Origin of the sequence: Rhodococcus sp. KBS0724 (assembly GCF_005938745.2) — a bacterium.
GTDB lineage: Bacteria > Actinomycetota > Actinomycetes > Mycobacteriales > Mycobacteriaceae > Rhodococcus_F.
This window is the reverse complement of record NZ_VCBX02000001.1, coordinates 6,663,868-6,682,502: the sequence shown is the minus strand read 5'-3', so window position 1 is coordinate 6,682,502 and position 18,635 is coordinate 6,663,868. Positions and strand designations below refer to the sequence as shown.

Genomic DNA, 18,635 nt, shown 5'->3' with positions numbered 1-18,635 from the left:
GTCAGTTGCGGTCCGATACCGAAAGTTCTTCTGCAAGAAGCTCGGCAAACGTGAACGTACCGGTGGGCTGATCGTCTTGCCCGAGCAGGTACAGGCGTTTGACCGAAATCAGGATGGCCTCGGCGATGGTGTCGCGCATGCGCGGATTGGTAAGCACCGCAGCATCATTCGCATTGGAGAGGTAACCGAGGTCGATCTGTACCGTCGGCATGTTGGTCAGTCGCAGCAATTCCCACGTGCGACCGTGAGTTCTGTTGTCCTGCAACGGAGTTCGGGCAACGATCTCGCGCTGGACGAACCCGGTGAGAATCTGACCGATCTTCGAGACCGAACCGTGTGAATTTCCGAAATGGAAGCTCGCCACACCGTTTGCCGACGGGCTGGGGTTGCTGTCGCACCGCAGCGAGATCATCAGGTCCGCGTCGAACGCGTTGGACGTTGATGCGCGATCGGCCTCGGACGGATCGACATTGTGCGGGCGCGAGAGGAACGTCTCCATTCCGGTTGCGGCCATCCGCCCCTCGAGGCGCATCGCAAGATCCCACAACACATCGGACTCGGAGATACCGTTCACGATTGCTCCGGTGGACGGTCCGCCCAGACCTGGATCGATGACGATCCGCTTGCCGCCCAGCTGCGGGCCCTTGCGACGAACCAGTTCTTCCTCGCTGATCGCGTGGGGTGAACCGCCCGTGACACGAGTTCCGAGAAGATCGAGAGAACGCAGAGTCTGAGGGCCGCAGATACCGTCGGCGGCAATGCCGATCTCACGCTGGAACGACGACAACGACTCGTGCGTCATCGGCCCGAAGAAACCGTCGACGCGCCCCGAGTAGAAGCCGAGATCCTGAAGTTTGGTCTGCAGAGCTGCCACATCGTCGCCGTACAGCGGAGCGGACAGCTGGTAGATCAGAGTGCGGGCGCCCAAGCGGTACGACGCCTCACGAATGGACCGATACGTTGCCGGGCCCACGATGCCGTCGACGAGCAGCCCACGTTGCTGCTGGAAGGCACGAACGGCGCTGTCGAGGTGATGATCGAAGATGACGTCCGGCGCAACCCAATGGGCACCGTCGCCGCTTTCACGTCGAATGCTGGACGGGATGTGATGCAGATATCCCAGCTTCGTCAATGTGCCCCGAATCTCGGCGACGGCCGGGCCGTGATCACCGTGTCGGAGTCGATGCATGCGTGAAAACCTCTCAGATCGGCAAAAGAATTCGATCGATGTGCCTGGAAATGGATCTGATCAGGCACATCGATCGATTATCTCAGAAAACCTGGGGATTGCGAGAATCCCCCACGTTCACAGGGTACTCAGAGTACGTCCGAGAGTTCCTTGAGCAGCGCGGCCTTGCCCTTTGCGCCGACGATGGTCTTGATGGGCTGCCCGTCCTTGAACAGGATCAGCGTCGGGATCGACATGACCTGGAAGTCGCGGGCTGCGGCCGGGTTGGCGTCGATGTCGAGCTTGGCGATGGTCAGCTTGTCGCTGTTCTCACCGGCAATTTCCTCGAGAACCGGGGCGACCATCTTGCACGGGCCGCACCAGGTTGCCCAGAAGTCGACGAGAACGGGCTTGTCGCTGCCCAGGACGTCCTGCTTGAAGGAATCGTCGGTGATGGTGACGGTATTCGACACTGGTTACTCCTCGAGGGTTGTGAACGAGCTGGGATCAGGGGGCGCCGACGACGTCGACGGCATGACCGGCGGCATCGAGGGTGTTTGCGGTGATGTCGCCGCGGTCGGCGAGCCAGCGTTCGGCGTCGATCGCAGCGGAGCATCCGGTGCCGGCAGCGGTGATGGCCTGACGGTACGTGTGGTCGACCAGGTCTCCGGCAGCGAACACGCCGTCGACGGACGTTGCGGTGGAACCGGGAGCGACGCGGACGTAGCCGGCGTCGTCGAGGTCTACCTGGCCCTTGACGAGCTCACTGCGGGGATCGTGGCCGATGGCAACGAACATGCCGGTGATCTCGAGAGTGGAGGTCTCGCCCGTCACGGTGTCGCGGACCACGAGGCCTGTGACACTGTTCTCGCCCAGCACCTCGATGGGCTCGGCGTTGGTGAGGAAGCGGATCTTCTCGTTCGCCTTGGCGCGCTCGAGCATGATGCGCGAGGCACGGAACTCCTCGCGGCGGTGCACCAGGGTGACCGAGCGAGCGAAGCGGGTGAGGAAGGTTGCTTCTTCCATGGCGGAGTCGCCGCCGCCGACCACGACGATGTCCTGGTCGCGGAAGAAGAAGCCGTCGCAGGTGGCGCAGGCGCTGACGCCGCGGCCGAGGAGACGCTCTTCACCGGGAATCCCCAGGTAGCGCGCTGCCGCGCCCATCGCGAGGATGATCGCGTGCGCGGCGTACGTTTCGCCGTTCGCGACGACCGTCTTGATCGGCCCGCTCAGATCGATTTCCTCGACGTCCTCGGTGCGGATGTCGGTGTCGAAGCGCAGTGCCTGCTCACGCATCTGTTCCATGAGGTCCGGACCCATGATTCCCTCACGGAATCCGGGGAAGTTCTCGACCTCGGTGGTGGTCATGAGGGCGCCACCGAACTGGGTTCCCTCGAAGAGCACGGGCTGGAGCTCAGCACGCGCGGTGTAGACACCAGCGGTGTAACCGGCGGGTCCGGAACCGACAATGATGACGTCATGGACCGCGGGCGTGTTTTCCAGCTGGGTGGTCATGCGAGCCTTCCAGTAGTTAAGTGCAGGCCCGTCGATTCCCGAGAGCCGTACCGATCAACACCAGGATAAGGGGTGTTGTTCCCGGGCTCGTCGCAAAAGTGGCGAGGCGCTCAGCTGGGGTCGGCTGCATACGGCGCCACCAGGGCGGCCGCATTTCGACGCACCAGATCCGGATCGGTGCCGCGTTCGATTTGCCGGACACCGGTATGGACTATGGCGTTGATCAGCTCGGCCATGCCGGTGGGGTCGCCCGCGGAAAGCTCTTGCAGCGTGTGCAGCAGCGGAGTGACGAGATCGGCGTGCAGTGCCCGACTCTTCTCGTCGAACTTCGGGCCGGATGCAATCTGGCTCAGCGACGCCGCGATCGCATGCTCGCCATCGGCGGCCAAGGTCAGATTGGCGTCGACGTACGCGAGGATGCGGCCGGCCGGCCCGTCGGCTTCCGCCATGGCCTCGGTCAACTTCTGGGACCACCGCGGGAACGAATCCTCGACCAGTGCGTCGAGTAAGTCCTGCCGGGAGTTGAAGTACTGGTAGACGCTGGATCGAGCCAGGCCGGCGCGTGCGGCTATCTCACCGAACGACGGGATGTCCGCGGTTCCTTCGGCAAGCACCTCACGGGCAGCGTTCAGAAGTGCATGACGCTGTGCTGCGCGATGCTCGCCGACGGTGGGGGCGTTGATCCGTGGCACGTGAACTCCCTTCGTACGCTGCTCGGTTGTCGAACAGCCTAGTGGGGAGCCACGGGCTACGTGGTCGCCGGGCGCAGCGCCTCTCGTACGACGCAGCGCGTGCCGGTATAGATGGTGGGCATGCACTTGTTGCAATGGACGCACAGTCCTTCGGAAACCGATTCCGACGCAAACTTGTTGACTAACTGAGGATCTCGGAGCAATGCCCGAGCCATGGCTACAAATTCGAAGCCTTCGCCGAGTGCACCCTCGATGGTGTCGACGCGATTGATCCCGCCGAGCAGGATCAGCGGCAGGTTCAGAGCCTCGCGGAACTGGCGGGCGAAGGGAAGGAAGAACCCTTCCTCGAAGGGGTACTTCGGAAAGAGTTTCGGGCCGTACAGTTTGAGGCCGTAACCCACGAGTTTCGGCTGGGACGCAACAAATTCCGCCATCGGCACGTCGCCGCGGAAAAAGTACATTCCGTTGAGAAGTGAACTGCCGCCGGTCAATTGCATGGCGTCGAGATGACCGTCGGCCTCGAGGATCTTGGCAATGGGCAGGCTCTGATCGAGCCACAATCCCTTGGGAACGCCGTCGGACATATTGAACTTCGCGGTGACGGCAACCGCGGGTCCGGCCGCCTGCCGGACGGCTTCGATCACTCGACGCGGATATTCGGCACGCCTGGCGACAGTTCCGCCATATTGATCGTGGCGTTTGTTCAGGTTGGGGCTCATGAACGAGCTGAGCAGATAGTTGTGGCCGAGGTGCACCTCGATGGCGTCGAATCCGGCGTCGACGGCAATGCGTGCGGTGCGCTCGTAGTCGGCGACAACCCCGTTGAGTTCTGCGAGCGTCGCTCCCTTGACGAGACCCATCGCCGGCGGACTCAAGCGTGTCGACGGAGCCAGGGTCTTGGTTTTGTTGGAGAGGGTGTTGGCCACCAGTCCCGCGTGGCCGATCTGCGCGGCGGCGAGTGCTCCTTCGGCGTGGACCGTGTCGGTCAGACGGCGCAGTCCTGGCAGTGCCTGTTCGTTCATGACGAGGGTGTCGCGGTGGACGCGGCCACCGGGTGAGACGGCGCAGTACGCGACGGTTGTCATGGCGGCACCGCCGCGAGCGACCTCGGCATGGAAGTTGATCAGGTCGTCGGAGATCGCTCCCCGCGGCATCACACCTTCAAAGGTGGCAGCTTTGATGATGCGGTTCTTCAAGGTCAGCGGCCCGAGACGGGCCGGTTCGAAGATCGTGGGGCTCATTTTCTTCTTCCTGCTTCGGCGGATCCATTACGATGCCAGTGGACTCGTATATATGACGATATAGCGCCGACGCCAAATCTGTTCGACAATTCGAGACGATGAACACCACAGGATCTGGTCGCCCCCGGGACCCACGCATCGACGACACAGTCCTCGAAGTCACCCGCACCATGCTTCTCGAGGTCGGTTGGGAGCAACTGAGCCTGCGCGCGATAGCTGCCCGAGCTGGAGTCAGTCGGGCGTCGATGTCGCGCCGATGGTCGTCGAAAGCTCACTTGGTTCTCGGATCGATCCTCGGCGCCACCCCGGATCTGACGCCTTTCGCGGGAACGGATCGCGAAGGGTGGATCCGCTGGGTGGTGGCCGGTAGCGCGCAGTTGTTCTCCCGACCCGAGGTTCGTGCCGCGGCGCCGGGCCTATTGGCGGCGTTGCGCGATCACGACGATCTGCGCAACGAATTGTGGCGTGGTTTCAGTGGGCCGAGTACTCAGTTGTTCCTGGAAGATTCGGAAGACCGCGACGGCGCATTGTTGGACGCAAAAGCTGTGCTCGTTATGGCAGCGGGAGCTGCGATGTTTTCGAGTCTCATTGCGGTGGAGGATGATACGGAAGCGCTCCGCGCACGTATCCTGGCGATGTTGCTGCCTGCCGCCGAGAAATGAACGCAGAGAAATGAAGACCGAGAAATAAACTAGCCGATAGTGTTGACGGACAACGTGTTCGGGTTGTCGGCGCTGCATTCGGGACCGACGGCGAGAATGGTGATCTGACGTGGCTGTGTGCCGCGTAGTAGGAGAACCACGGCTGGGTTGCCGTCGACGGTGACCTCGCCCGAGCCGAGAATTGGCTCATCTGAAGGAAATCCGTTTGCCTGCAGGCACCCTGCCAGCTTGAGTGGATCCTCCAGTGGTCCAAGAGCTTTGGATCCCATCAAAGCAAGGAAGCTCTCGGGTGCCGGGTTCTCGCTGACGGTGGGAGTGGGTTGAGCAGTGACGGCGGTGCCCGACTCGGTGGGGCGGACTGCAATCAACACGGCCACAACGGCTATGGCAGCTGCAGCAACACCGCCGATCAATATCCGACGGCGCGAACGATTGATGGAAACCACCGTCGAATCGGAACTGCGTTGCTGTTTCCACTCGTCATCCAAGACGGCGTGAATGCGCGTTGCCAACTCGGGCGGCATGGGTTCGTGCGCGGCGAAGCGCTCATCCCACGTGCGCAGTGAATGGCTGACGTTGTCGAGGTTTCCGATGAACGCCAGTGCTTCCGGATCCTCTTCGACGACGAGCCACAAGGCAGCACTGGTTTCCGGGTCGAGAACACCGCCGTGAAGATCGGCCAGTAGGTCTTCGGAGAAAGGTGGGGCAGGAACGTACGAGTCGTTCACGAGCCTCCCCTTTCTGCACAGGACCACCTGTTCTGGTGCTCACAAGGATTAGACGCGCCTACGTCATGATCGGTTCCCGCGGCCACCGAACTCACAACGGTTCGTCGCCGAACAGCCTTTGCGATCTGAGGTGCTGCCTGAAACTGAGAACTGCCACCCGAATTACTGTGACGAAACCGTGCGCGATGCCTCAGTTGTCGGGGATTCGAATGACAAACGTTCCAGCGCCATTCTCTGTAGTTTCACCGAGGGACGGATACCTTTCCGCGCGCGCATTTTGACAGCCCGCGAGCCGCGATAATTCGCTCGTCGCGGGTCCGTTCCCTCATTTCGTGGGCTGCGCTCACGTTTCACCGTCCCTCAGGTTGCTGTCCAAGTCTGACACAGAATCAGAGGTCCGTGTTGTCATCACGGCCGGGCGTCGACCCAGGGGCGGGGGGAAACTCGAACTCGAACTCCGCGCCCTCTTCTACGATCAGTTCGTAAGCGAGCTCTACGAACTCGCGGTCCTCGTCATCCAACTCCGACTTGGACGAGAGTGCATTGAGCATCTGGATGGCGAGCACCCTCGTTGTTGCGTTCGGAGAGTTACTCGCGGTGAGTGCCCACTGCACCCGCTCCCACCACGCCGCTGATGTTCAGTCCGCTCGTCCTCAGCATGGAGATCCCGTTGGCGTCGATCCAGCCCACCCCGGCCGTGTGCCCTAGATGAAACCCGAATACTGCAAACCCAACACAAGCGAGGACGTATAGACAGCGCTGTCTGATAGTCATTGCGAGTGGTCTTTGCTGCGAGAGTCGACGTCACGATCGGTTCCCGCGGCCACCGAATTCGGCCAGTTCGCCGGCCAGACGCTTGCGGGCGCGAGCGCAGCGACTCTTCACCGTTCCTACGGGGATGCCCAGCCGAATTGCGGCCTCGGCTACGGGGTAACCCTCCATGTCGACCGCAACGACGGCAGCGCGCTGCTCAGGTGGCAGAAGGGCCAAAGCTTGATCGACGGTCATCCTCATGTCCACCGCTTCGACATGATCGTGGGAATCGCGCGGTTCCTCCACATTGTCGGCAGAGAGCGAAAAGGCTTGGCGTGACTTGTTTCGCCGAATCCGATCCAGGCACGCGTTGACAACTATCGCGTGCAGCCAACTCCGCACGGCGGCATCGCGGCGGAACTTCGACGCGTTGCGATGCGCGGACAGCAAGCCTTCCTGCAAGGCGTCACTCGCGTCCTCGTCCGAATAGCTGGTACGCCGAGCGACGTGCCAGAGATGATCCTGATGCCGGGTCAGCAATTCACGGAAAGCATGTGGATCGCCCGCCACATGTGCTGTCAGTAATTCGACATCCGTTGCCTCGCCCCCGGTGCCCCCCCGATAAGTGTGCACGGGCGGATGTTAGCCCAGGAGTGGGGCATCGGGAGGGGTCAGGGACGGGCTAACGAGCAGCGTTGAACGTTATGTCCGAGATGGCTGTTTGGTTTTGTCCGGATTGCGTGCTGAGTTCGGTAATCCAGATGAGAACGTACTGACTCGGGCTGTCGGTGGTGACCGGAATTTCCGTGACACCGTTCTTCAAAGTTCCGGTCCCGATTTGCTTCGTCTGATCGAGAGTTGTTCCGGCAGAAGGGGCAGAACGGATTTCCACGACGCTACCCGGCGAATCGGACGTGATGGCAACGTTCTTCAAAGTCGCGGCGTCGTCCAGCGTGACCATCAGGCCGACGCCGTTCTTCAGCGACGGGAATGGCTGGAAGTACGCGTCCGTCGACCACTCCGTTGCGGGGTTCCCGTCGATGGCGTTCTTTGCCGTGGCGGGCTGATCCGGGGTGCCCTGTGGTGAGAACACAGCCACTGCGGACGCGCCGACCGGAGCCGTGGCAACCAGCGGGGCGGGCGCCGAAGTTTCCTCGGGCGCAGAAGCTTCCGTGGTCAAGCCGAAGCTCTGCTCACTCAGCGGAGTGTTGGAACTGCTACCGGAAAGGAAGCTGGCCACCCACACGCCGAGCAGGATCAGCACGATCACGGTGAAGACGCCCAGCGCAGTCAACGCGGCAAGCATGCGCGTCGACTTCTTCTTCTCGGCTTCGATGGCCTCGGGATCCGTCAGAGCATGTCCGGAGTTGCCGGGGTCCCGATGTCCGAGGCGCAGAGCGGGAATCAGTTCCGTCTTGTCATTGACTACGGACGCCTGATCGAGAATATGTTGCACCGTTGCGGCAGTACGGATTCCGCTCTCTGCCTGCAGGGCGCGCGTGGCAACTGCCGAGATGTCGAACGGCACCTCCGGACGGATTCCCCGCACCTCGATGGGGTTCCCGGAAGCGTCGCGGCCGGCCGGTAGCAACCCGCCGACGGGTCCGGCCGACGGCTGCGCCAGCGGCCACCGAGCCGTGATGAGGGCGTAGAGCATGGCGCCCAGACCACGAACGTCGCTGGTGGAATCCGCGTCGGCCAGTGTTGCGGGGAACGCCAGTACGGCGTCGCCGTTGATGCTGATGCGCACCCGATCGGGGTGATCGATGGACAGGGCGCCACCCGAGCGGTGGGCTGCCTCGGCAGCAGCTGCGAGGCTGCGGATCGCGCGCGCCGCACCGATGGGCGACGGCGTCGTCTCGGCCATTTCACGCAGTGATCGGCCAGGCGTCCACTCTGCGACGACGATGCCGCCCGAGCTGCCGCGGACGACGTCGAGGACACGGGCGAGGCCCGGCGAGTTGATTCGTCCCAGGCGCAAGGTACGGGAGAGCACAGCCTGCGGACCGGACTGGGCGTTGTCGTCGCCGCGCTGTTCCGCGTCGACAAACGTCAGGGCTACTTCGCGATCGAGTTTGACGTCGAGTGCTTCCCAGAACTGCAGTCCGCGAGTTCCACCGTGCGGCGCGAGCAGACGGTAGCGACCACCGGCGACCGAGGCGCCCGGAATGAGCTTCGGTCCGCGGGGAGCGGGCCGAGATGCGGGTGCGGGTGCGGGTGCAGCCGGAGGCGTCTTGGCAGATCCGGCGGGCGGCACTGCTTTGTTCGGCACGGCCTTGGGGGGCTCAGGCTTGAGTGCACGTGTCTGCGGCGCCTGCTGCTGTGGTGACTGCTTCCGGGGAGCCTCTGCTCGCGGCGCAGCCGTAGGCGTCGCCCCGGCCGACGTGGACTCTTTCACGGCAGAAGTTCCGGCATTCTTGTCGTCAGAGACCTTGTCGTCGCTCACCCTCGCTCCTTCACTTTCGGTTGCCCATCCCCGATTCTGTGCGGGTTGCGACCTTGTGGTTCCAGGACCAGGGTACGGCAGCGCACCTGGTCGTTCGTGCTGGTTCGATTCCGTTCGCACGGCCGGGATCAGCTCGGTTACAGCATCGTCGTCACGCGCAGCCGCATTACCGGTGGCCGACTTCGATGCCGGTTCGGGGCGACCCAACACAGAACGAATCTTGCGCGAGACCGCAACCGTTACCGAGCGCACTTCGGGGATCTTCTTGAAGTACAGGATCGTGAAGGTGATGGCGAGCATGAGAATGCCGCCGACGGCTACGCGAATGAAGGATCCGGGACCGCCCAGGTTCTCGGTGAGTTTGTGGAATCCGAGTACCCGGTCCACGGCAAGCATTGTCAGTGAACCGGCCAGAGAGGCGAGTACGACGGACCACACGGTCTTGCCGACGTTGGCCATCTGGAGGTTTCCGAGGCTGCGGTGCAGGAGGTACCCGCCGATGACTGCGCCGGTGATGTAGCCGAGCCCGTTGGCTGCACCGAGCAGGATCACGACCTGATCGGTATCGGATGCAACCAGGGGAACCAGAGCGGAGAAGGCGATCTTCACAGCGGTGATACCGAGGACGATCCATGTCGGTGTCCACGCTTGTTCGCGGGCGTAGAAGACGCGGAGTTGGATCAGCACCAGGGCGTACGGGATCAGAGTGAACGCGGACCAGCTGACAGCGGTACCGAGTCGCTCGGCCTGCTCGGTGCCGAAGCGGCCGTAACCGTAGAGCGCTTCACCGACCTGGGGTCCCATGAAGGTCAGGAACATGATGATCGGGACAAGCGTGATCATGGTCAGGCGCGTCGCGACGGACAGATCGTCGACGACGGCCGGAGTGTCTTCGGCTGCGGCGTTGCGGCTCAGACGCGGCATGATCGCGGTCAGAACCGTCACGCCGAGGACGCCGTACGGCAACTGCAGCAGCAGCCAGGCCTGGCTGTAGATCGCGGGGCCGGCTTCGTCGGCGTGCGAGGAAATGCGCGTCGCGAAGATCATGCCGATCTGACTGATCAGGACGTACAACACGATTGCGACGGCCATACCGCCGAACTGACGCAGACGGTCGTCGAGACCCCACAGCGGCTTGAGCGAGATGTTCTCGCGTCGTAGCGCGGGAATGAGGCTTGCGGCCTGCACGATGACGCCGACGGTGATGCCGATGCCGAGAGTGAGCAGTTTTGCGTCGCCCATCGAGACCGGATCCAGCGAGATCTCACCTGGAGTCAAGCGGTAGATCACGAGCACCACGAGGACGACCATGTTGTTGAGCACCGGCGCCCAGGCTCCGGGTTTGAAGACTTGACGGGTATTGAGGAACGCCGTGAACAGCGCAGACAGTCCGTAGAACAGAATTGCCGGCAGCAGCAGATAGGAGAGCGCGGTCGTCAGGTCGGTGCTGACCTTGCCGTCTTCGGACAGGAAGACGTATTTGGTGAGTAAGGGTGCGGCAACGGTCGCGAGTAGCGCAGCCATGCCGAGCAGGACAAGGGCCGCCGTGAAGAGGCGTCGGATGAAGGCTTCGCCCTTGTCCTTGTCCTCGCGTTCGGCGCGAACCAGGACGGGGACGACGATTGCGGTCAGAACTGCGCCGAGGACCAGTTCGGCGATCATGTTCGGGATCTGGCTGGCGACGGTGAACGAACTTGCGATGGCCGGCCCGAGGACCATCAGGATCATCAACTGCTTGGCGAATCCCGTGATGCGGCTCGTGAGCGTCGCGATGGCGATGGAACCGGTAGCCGCGAGGAGTCGGGAGTTGGTTTCCTTGCGGTCGCCGGCTTCGACGTGTGAGTCGGGATCAATCTCGCCGGGCTCCGAGACGGGCCGACCGGCCAACTCCATTTCCGCTTCCCGGTACCGCGGGTAGTCGCGGATCACCGGAATGGTCATGGTGGGTGAGTCGTCGAAACGTGCGTCCGGGTTGACCGGCTGGATCGGGTACCCGCGTTCCCACGGTGGCATGCGCGGATGTGACGCGGTTGCGGTGTTCCGGCGCGTGATCGCGGACCGTTTGCCCTCAGGCGGATTCCCGGTCATGAACGTTTGTACCCTTCATCTGCTGGATCAGGCTGACCCCGATATCGATGCCACAGCCGTCGTCCGGCCAAGAACAACAACAATCCTCCTGCTGTGGCAGTCACAGCGGCCAACGGACGACCGTATGCATTCGACCGTACGGTCACGCTGGTCGGGGTGCCCAATTGGAACCCGTCGGTGGTGGTGAGCGAGAAGTTCACGACCACCTTGCGAGAATCGTTCATTTCCGCTGGCACAGTCAATTGTCGGCTACCGCGCGGCGGCAATTGTTTGGGACCGATGTCACTGATCTTCATCTCCGGCGGCGCGTCCACCCGCAGGTTGACGTTGATGGCGATCGGCAGTTCGTTGCGTGCCACGAGGAGCAGCGGGCTCTGCCCCGACGCCAGTGTGTACACGCCGCCCGGCGATACGACGCTGACGGCTTGATAGAGGCCGTTGACGCTGGTGGTCACATTGCTCGCGCGGATGGTTGCAGCGCGTTCGGCGTTGCGGACGGACAAGATGTTGATGTCGCGCCGATTGGCCGAACTCATCGCGCGCAGCAGATCCTCACGAAGCGGCGCGGTGAAGGAGCGCGGAGTGAGGAGAACCTGCGGGTCGTCGACGAGTGAGAGTTCGAGAGCGTCGATCCGCGGTAGTTGAGCCTGTGCGGTGTCGATGACGGCTGTTTGCGGACCGTCCTGAGTTGCCCGCTCCGGATATTCCAGAGTTGCCGTGTCGGCGGAGCCTGGTTGCGTCCCGAGCAGCGCCGGAAGGGACTGTGGTGTCGCCAGGCCGGATCGGATGAGCGTGGCGAGCATCGACAGCATTGCGCCGGCGTCGTCCGCGTCGGCGCTCCACAGTTGCGGCGGCGCCAGAATCTGATTGCGCGGCACGGCGGTGGGAGTCAACGCGGACCACGCCATGGCACCGAGTGCGTCCTGGCGCCGGGCAACCCGCGATTCCGTTTCGAGTTGCGGCGCGGTGTCCTCGTCGATGTACGACGGCGTCGACGGGTTGGATCCGGTCGCGGCAAAAGCTGCTGCCGCCGCCGTGTCGAAGGCAAGTGCGTCGACAGTGTCGGTGATGCGGGACGACAGTTGCGCCTCGCTCGAATCCACGGACGAGGCCGCGACGAGGGTGGTTGTCGGCCGGGTGCTCAGTGTGTCGACGGTGACGGAGTCGAGGACTCCGGAATCCGGCCACACGAAATTGCGGAGCGAGGTCACACCGAGAATCGTGTCGACGATGTCGGCCGGTCGGTCGATGGCCGTCGCCGTCAGTTCGGGATGGGCGACGGTACCGACTGCCGCGAGATCGGCTTGCGCGAACGGGACGGATGTTGTGCACATCGATGCTGCCAGCGTCTTGATTCGCTGCAACCAATTGGACGCAGCATCCTGTCCGCGACCGTCGTGGGCCGCGCCGGTGGGGTCTGCCGCGTTGTCGACGACCAGGTAACCGCGGGTCATGTTGTCGACCGTGATCACGAGGTCAGGGTCGATGGCGAGGCACAGTGAATCTCGCACCTTGTTGTCGGTGTCGATCTCGGGTTTCGTGGCGTTTTCGACGGCGTCGACAAGCGCGTCGAGGCGGCCGCCGTCCGAGAGTTCGGTGGCGAGGTCGTCGTTGATCAGACGCACGGGGTCGTTGACGGATCCGGGGATTCCGCCGACCAGGCTGGGAGCCGTAGCGAGCGGCCACATCATCGTCACGCCGACGGGGTTGGACGTATCAGGCGCCACGACGGCTGTGGCGGAGCTGCTCGACGTACTGGTGGCGGTCGCGCCGGGAACGCCCAGAACCGGGAGGAGGAAACGCGCGTCGTCGAGCCGCGCCGCACCGCCGTATTCGGGGGTGCCGTTGACGTTGACAAGCATCGGGTAGACGCCGGGTTCGGAGATCTCGAGTGAGGTTCCGGTAGTGCTGCGCAGCGGCAGCGAGAGGGTGAACGGTCGCGATTCACCCCGCTCGAGGGTGGTGGCGACGGTGTCGAACTCGCCGACCGTGTCGAAGATGGCTTGATCGAATTCGAGGGCATCGCGTACGTCGGCGGCGTTGTCGATGGCCGGCGCTCGTTGCAACCGCACTCCGACGTCTTCGACGGGGCGGTCGCCGACGTTCTTGACCGTGCCCTTCACCACCACGGTGGGAGTGCTGGTTGTCGTAATGGTGGTCGGTGTCGTGGATTCGATGGACAGCTCGAGGAACTTGCCGTCGGTGCTGGTGCGCGGTGCCTGAACGTGTCTGTTGTCCGAGGTGGGGAGTGCGTGCGCCGGACCGGCCCCGAGCGATCCCGTCACACCGACAGCGGCCATCACCAGAGCGGCGATGCCCGCTCGCCGTAGAGCCATTTTCATCCTGCGTCCGGTTCCTTCGGAAGCATGGGTGCCTGGGGCATCTCGGCGATCATCTGGGCGGCAAGTTCTGCCAGTTTGCGTTCATCGGCGTACGCGAGGCGTGAGTGCAGTTCCGCCAGCGGCACCCAGGCCACTTCGGTGACCTCGACGTCTTCGTCGGACAGTTCACCGCCGAGGAATCTCAGGAGATAGTGGTGCACCGTTTTATGGACGCGTCGGCCCTCGGTGACAAACCAGTAGTCGATACTGCCGAGTGGCGCGAGGACAGTTCCCTGGATGCCGGTCTCTTCCTCGACCTCACGCATCGCAGTCTGCTCGGCGGTCTCGCCCTGTTCGATGTGTCCTTTGGGCAACGACCACAGCAGACGACCGCGGCGGTCGGTTCGTCCGATCAGTGCAGCGCACAGGCGTTCCGGCGGCCCGCCCCAGCCGTCGACGACCAATCCACCTGCCGAAGTTTCGCGGACGGTACGCATCGGGGATCGTTCAGGATTGCCGACGGCAGGACGGCGCCGCGAGTTGCGGCGGCTCCTGTTCGTTCGTTCGGCACCTGACACCTCATCGATACTAGTTGGCCTCGACTAGTTGGCCGGTAACCCGCGCAAACCGGGTACTCGCGTTGATATGCGCGGATATGCGCGTTCTGCTATTTGTGCACCTTAAGTAAGCTCAATCGACGTGACTGCCCCTACCTCCGATGCCGATCGCCGTGCACGGCTCCTTGCCGACGCTTCCGACACATTGCGCACGCTCTCCGATGTGTTGACCCCACTGGGTGAGCGCTTCGCAGCGGCCGGCCACGAGCTGTACCTGGTGGGTGGCAGCGTGCGCGACACAATCCTGGGCCGCTTCAGCGGTGATCTTGATTTCACGACGGACGCGCGCCCCGAGAAGGTGCAGGCTCTGCTCAAGGGCTGGGTCGACAAGCAGTGGGATACCGGGATCGACTTCGGCACGATCAGCGCCATCAAGGACGGCCAGGAGATCGAGATCACGACGTTCCGGGCGGATGCCTACGATCGGGTATCGCGTAATCCGGTAGTCCGGTACGGCGAGAATCTTGCCGACGATCTGGTGCGGCGCGATTTCACGGTCAACGCGATGGCCATGGCGATAGGTGCCGACGGTTCGTTCACGTTTGTCGATCCGCTGAACGGCATGGACGCTCTGCTGGCCGGGGAACTCGATACGCCGTCGGCTCCGGAGAACTCGTTCAACGACGATCCGCTGCGGATGCTGCGCGCCGCGCGGTTCGTGTCGCAGCTTGGTTTCACGTTGAACAATCGCGTTTTCGACGCCATCAAGGACATGGCGTCGCAGATCGAGCGGATCACGGCCGAACGCGTGCAAACCGAGCTCAACAAGCTCATGCTCGGCATGTATCCGTTGGACGGCATCAACGTCATGGTCGATTCCGGTTTGGCTGATTACGTGCTGCCGGAGATCCCGCAGATGAAGCTCGAGATCGACGAGCATCACCAGCACAAGGACGTCTACCAGCATTCGCTGACGGTGCTGCAGCAGGCCATCGACCTCGAGGACGGCGATCCGGACCTCGTATTACGTTGGGCCGCACTGCTTCACGACATCGGCAAGCCGGACACCAAGCGTAACGAGCCCGGCGGCGGCGTCAGCTTCCATCACCATGAGGTTGTCGGTGCCAAGCTGGTGCGCAAGCGTTTGCGTGCCCTCAAGTTCTCCAAGCAGATGGTGGACGACATCTCGCAGCTCGTGTTCCTGCACTTGCGTTTTCACGGTTACGGCAAGGGGCAGTGGACCGACTCCGCCGTACGACGGTACGTCACCGATGCCGGTGAACTGCTCCCCCGGTTGCACAAGTTGGTGCGCGCCGACTGCACCACCCGCAACAAGCGTCGGGCCGCGCAGTTGCAGGCCACGTATGACGACATCGAAGAGCGGATCGCCCGCATCGCCGAGCAAGAAGACCTTGCTCGGGTGCGTCCGGATCTCGACGGTAACGCCATCATGGAACTGCTGAACATTCCGGCCGGCCCACAGGTGGGTAAGGCGTGGACCTTCCTCAAGGAGCTGCGTCTCGATCGTGGTCCCCTCGATCGGGACGAGGCCGAGGCAGAGCTGTTGAAGTGGTGGGCTGCTCAGCAGTCCTAGCTCTCCCGCTTCTTGCGGTTGATCAGCACCGCCGTCAGTCCGCAGGCGTAGACGCCCGCACCGGCAAGGGCCAAGCCGACGCTCTTGCCGTCGGGTGCGATGATCGTCGACGCGGCGGCGATCGCACCGATGAAGGCGACGTTGAACACGGTGTCCTGCAAGGCAAAAACCTGGCCACGACGGTCGTCGTCGATGTCGATCTGCATCGCGGCGTCGCCGGCCAGTTTCACGGTTTGACCGGCAATGCCGAGGAGGAAGGCGGCGATCAGGAGTGATCCCTGCGTCAGCGTGGTGACAAGAACGAGTTGAATGATCACCGCGGCTGTCAGCGCGTAGGTGACGGTTCGAGAGCGACCGAGCCGCGGAATCACGAACGGTGTGATCAGTGCTGCGATCAGCATGCCGATGGCCGTGGCGCCCACGGCTACACCGAATCCCGCCATCCCGCCAGGTAGCGCTGAACCGTTCGACGTGTCCCGAAGCACCAGCACCATGATCAGGGTATTGATGCCGAAACAGATTCTGTGCGCGCCGATTCCGAGCATCGTGGTGGTGACGCCGGGGGCCTGCCAGACGGCGGTGGCTCCGGTTTTCAGGCCCGTCAGGACGGAATGAAGCGCACCGGTGCTGGTTCTTTCCGAGGTGGTGGGGCCAAGTGATCTGGCGGTGAACCGTGCTGCTGCCAGAGCCGCGACAGCCGACCCGACGGCAGCGCACGCGACGGCGATTGCGGAGGCGCGATCACCGGCACCCACAATCCCGATAATGGTCACCGCCGCCGCTGCACCCAGGGCTGACACCACTGAACCTGCGGTTGTGAGAACGGAATTGGTGGCCACCAACCACGATTGCCGGACCACCTTCGGTAGTGCGGCCGAGACACCGGCACCGACAAATCGGCTCACCCCGATAGCCGCCAACGAACACAGCAGCAGTGGAGTGTCCCCGCCCCCGGTAGCGAGCAGTACAGCGGTCGTCAGGATCAGCAGACCACGCAGAACACTCGCCCACAGTAGGACGAGGCGCCGATCCCAACGATCGAGTAGTGCACCGGCAAAGGGGCCGATGATCGAATAGGGCAGCAGCAGTACGGCAAACCCCGCCGCAATGGCCACCGGATCCGTTTCGCGTTCCGGGTTGAACAGGATCGCGCCGCCCAATGCGGCCTGAAACAACCCGTCGCCGAACTGGCTCGAGAAGCGGACAAGCGCCAACCGTCCGAGGCCCGGGGATTCGCGCACGGTGTGGAGCGTCCGAGACCAAGCCTCGCGGCGGTTCGAGGCTGGGGTCATGTAGGGAAACTCTAGCGGGAACCGAACTACCGGCGGTCGAACCGGTCCCGCAGTGCATCGAGGCCCACCAAGTACACGTTGTCGCCGAAGGCGTTCTCCACGACGGGGATGATGTCGTCGGCTCCGTCGTAGGTGGCGGTCCATCGAACTTCACAGCCGTCAGGCGCCGGCACTACTTCGATGCGGGCGATGTAATTGTCGACCGGGAGCGGTTGGTCGAGCACCTCGTAGCTGTAGGTTCGGCCACGATCGTCATGTTCGATCAACTCTTCACGTGCCACGACGTTGCCGTCGACGATGAATCTGCGTACGGCGCCGGGCGTGGTCGGGTCTGCGTTCTCTTCCATTTCGGAGGGCGGAACGCGCGGGTGCCAGGAGGCGAGCTCGTCGAATCCTTTGATCACAGACCAGATCTGGTCGGGATCGGCAGGCAGAGTGGTCGTTCGAAGAAGCGTGGGCATAAGTACCTCTCTAGTGCTCGCATGGTGTGACGTGGACACTAGGGAGCTGGTGCAGCGTGTGGGAACGTAAATCCCATTCATTGGAAAGGTGCGTGCTCGTCAGGCTGCCGCGATGCGGGCCTGTTCTGCTCGCCACCAGTCGACGGTCTCGCGCGCCGCTTGATCGATCGGTGTCGGTGCGAGTCCGAGGAGGGTCTCGCTGGCAGTCGAATTCATCACGAAAGGCTTGGTGAACTGGTAATTCATCTCTGCCAGCTCGCGGGTGTCGGTGTGCACCTTGCCGACGGTGTCGAGAACCCAAGCCGGGAGAACTCCCACTTTGGCGGCGGGGGCTCCGGCGGCGTCGGCGAAGGCTTCGGCAATGGTGCGTTGGGTGAGCGCGGGTCCGGTGGGCGCGTGCAGGACGGAGTTCCACAGTTCCGGATTGTGTGCCGCGGCGATCATTGCCGCCGCGAGGTCGGGTACGTAGGTGAAGGAGTGCGGCTGATCTGCTGATCCGATCACCCGAATCTTCTTTCCTGCCATAACTTTCGGGACCATGCGTTCGCCGGCGTGAGCTGTGCGCACGTGGGGGCCGAAGAAGTCGGACGCCACCACACTGACGGTGGGTGTTGCAGAGACTTCGCGGGCGCGCAGTAGTGTCGCGCGCACTCCGCGCTTACCGCCGGTGACGTTGCGTGGGTCGGATTCCGTCATCACGGTGTCGGAGTTGTAGGCGTAGAGGCTCTCGGGGAACACCACGACGGCATTCAACGAAGCTGCGACGTCGAGGATGACTTTTTCTGCTGCGGGGAGTTCACGTTCCCAGTCCGCGGCGTTGTAGGCGGCGTGAATGCAGTGGTAGATCGCGGTGGCGCCCTCGGTTGCGGTACGCAGGGCTTCTCGATCCGACACATCGACGCGTCGACGCTCGATACGGGGGTGCTTGGGTCCGCTTCCGGATCTGGTCAGGAGGCGGACATTGATGCCATGCTCGGCGAGTTGTAGCGCCACGGTGGATCCGACTGGTCCTGCGCCGGTGACGATTTCGAGGTTCGACATGATGGCTCCTGCCTGAGGTTCGTAGTTAGAGAGCACTGCTCTCGATTTCTAGGATGCGCCTCGCAGGTGGCAATGT

At 63.1% G+C, this 18,635-nt stretch carries 16 protein-coding genes; 2 read left to right on the top strand and 14 right to left on the bottom strand.

Annotation, left to right across the window (positions count from 1 at the left end):
• Position 1 precedes the first annotated feature (1 nt).
• The 5 genes from FFI94_RS30840 to nox form a co-directional block, all read right to left on the bottom strand.
• Positions 2–1,189: an N-acetylmuramoyl-L-alanine amidase gene (locus FFI94_RS30840; RefSeq protein WP_033235298.1), complete on the bottom strand. Its 1,188-nt coding sequence runs from the start codon at positions 1,187–1,189 to the stop codon at positions 2–4.
• Between the two features lie 128 nt (positions 1,190–1,317).
• Entirely contained in the window at positions 1,318–1,641 is a 324-nt protein-coding gene (gene trxA, locus FFI94_RS30835; protein WP_033235297.1) for a thioredoxin, read from the bottom strand.
• Positions 1,642–1,675: 34 nt separating this feature from the next.
• Positions 1,676–2,683 carry a thioredoxin-disulfide reductase gene (gene trxB / locus FFI94_RS30830; protein WP_138871180.1) on the bottom strand — a complete coding sequence of 336 codons (1,008 nt, stop codon included), beginning with the start codon at positions 2,681–2,683 and terminating at the stop codon, positions 1,676–1,678.
• Positions 2,684–2,793: 110 nt separating this feature from the next.
• Positions 2,794–3,375, bottom strand: coding sequence for a TetR/AcrR family transcriptional regulator (locus tag FFI94_RS30825; protein ID WP_138871179.1), 582 nt, complete (start codon positions 3,373–3,375; stop codon positions 2,794–2,796).
• 56 nt (positions 3,376–3,431) lie between these two features.
• Positions 3,432–4,616, bottom strand: coding sequence for a 4,4'-dithiodibutanoate disulfide reductase (gene nox / locus FFI94_RS30820; protein ID WP_138871178.1), 1,185 nt, complete (start codon positions 4,614–4,616; stop codon positions 3,432–3,434).
• Between the two features lie 98 nt (positions 4,617–4,714).
• On the opposite strand from nox, the gene FFI94_RS30815 reads away from it, so the two are divergent.
• The gene (locus FFI94_RS30815) at positions 4,715–5,278 is read left to right on the top strand and encodes a helix-turn-helix domain-containing protein (RefSeq protein ID WP_138871177.1); all 564 of its coding nucleotides are present in this window, start codon (positions 4,715–4,717) and stop codon (positions 5,276–5,278) included.
• A gap of 29 nt (positions 5,279–5,307) precedes the next feature.
• Here the strand turns inward: FFI94_RS30815 and FFI94_RS30810 are convergent, their stop codons facing one another.
• The 6 genes from FFI94_RS30810 to FFI94_RS30785 all read right to left on the bottom strand — a co-directional run bounded on the left by FFI94_RS30810 (position 5,308) and on the right by FFI94_RS30785 (position 14,111).
• Complete coding sequence (locus FFI94_RS30810) at positions 5,308–6,006, bottom strand: hypothetical protein (RefSeq protein ID WP_138871176.1); 699 nt, start codon at positions 6,004–6,006, stop codon at positions 5,308–5,310.
• A 389-nt stretch (positions 6,007–6,395) separates the two neighbouring features.
• Entirely contained in the window at positions 6,396–6,620 is a 225-nt protein-coding gene (locus tag FFI94_RS30805) for a hypothetical protein (RefSeq protein ID WP_138871175.1), read from the bottom strand.
• A gap of 190 nt (positions 6,621–6,810) precedes the next feature.
• Complete coding sequence (gene sigM, locus FFI94_RS30800; protein WP_138871174.1) at positions 6,811–7,392, bottom strand: RNA polymerase sigma factor SigM; 582 nt, start codon at positions 7,390–7,392, stop codon at positions 6,811–6,813.
• Positions 7,393–7,441: 49 nt separating this feature from the next.
• Entirely contained in the window at positions 7,442–11,293 is a 3,852-nt protein-coding gene (locus FFI94_RS30795) for a murein biosynthesis integral membrane protein MurJ (RefSeq protein ID WP_138871173.1), read from the bottom strand.
• On the bottom strand, positions 11,290–13,629 hold the full coding sequence (locus FFI94_RS30790; RefSeq protein ID WP_397495588.1) for a DUF6049 family protein: 2,340 nt from the start codon (positions 13,627–13,629) through the stop codon (positions 11,290–11,292). Before FFI94_RS30790 ends, FFI94_RS30795 begins: the two co-directional genes overlap by 4 nt.
• 2 nt (positions 13,630–13,631) lie before the next feature.
• Positions 13,632–14,111: an NUDIX hydrolase gene (locus FFI94_RS30785; protein WP_138871171.1), complete on the bottom strand. Its 480-nt coding sequence runs from the start codon at positions 14,109–14,111 to the stop codon at positions 13,632–13,634.
• A gap of 202 nt (positions 14,112–14,313) precedes the next feature.
• Here FFI94_RS30785 and FFI94_RS30780 point away from each other — a divergent pair, with 202 nt between their 5' ends.
• Entirely contained in the window at positions 14,314–15,765 is a 1,452-nt protein-coding gene (locus tag FFI94_RS30780) for a CCA tRNA nucleotidyltransferase (RefSeq protein ID WP_138871170.1), read from the top strand.
• On the opposite strand, the gene FFI94_RS30775 is transcribed toward FFI94_RS30780, so the two are convergent.
• From FFI94_RS30775 to FFI94_RS30765, 3 genes are all read right to left on the bottom strand, one after another.
• Positions 15,762–17,057 carry an MFS transporter gene (locus FFI94_RS30775; protein WP_138871169.1) on the bottom strand — a complete coding sequence of 432 codons (1,296 nt, stop codon included), beginning with the start codon at positions 17,055–17,057 and terminating at the stop codon, positions 15,762–15,764. The genes FFI94_RS30780 and FFI94_RS30775 overlap by 4 nt on opposite strands.
• Before the next feature lie 26 nt (positions 17,058–17,083).
• The gene (locus FFI94_RS30770) at positions 17,084–17,518 is read right to left on the bottom strand and encodes an SRPBCC family protein (RefSeq protein ID WP_260684445.1); all 435 of its coding nucleotides are present in this window, start codon (positions 17,516–17,518) and stop codon (positions 17,084–17,086) included.
• A 99-nt stretch (positions 17,519–17,617) separates the two neighbouring features.
• Positions 17,618–18,559, bottom strand: coding sequence for an NAD-dependent epimerase/dehydratase family protein (locus FFI94_RS30765; RefSeq protein WP_138871167.1), 942 nt, complete (start codon positions 18,557–18,559; stop codon positions 17,618–17,620).
• Positions 18,560–18,635 lie beyond the last annotated feature (76 nt).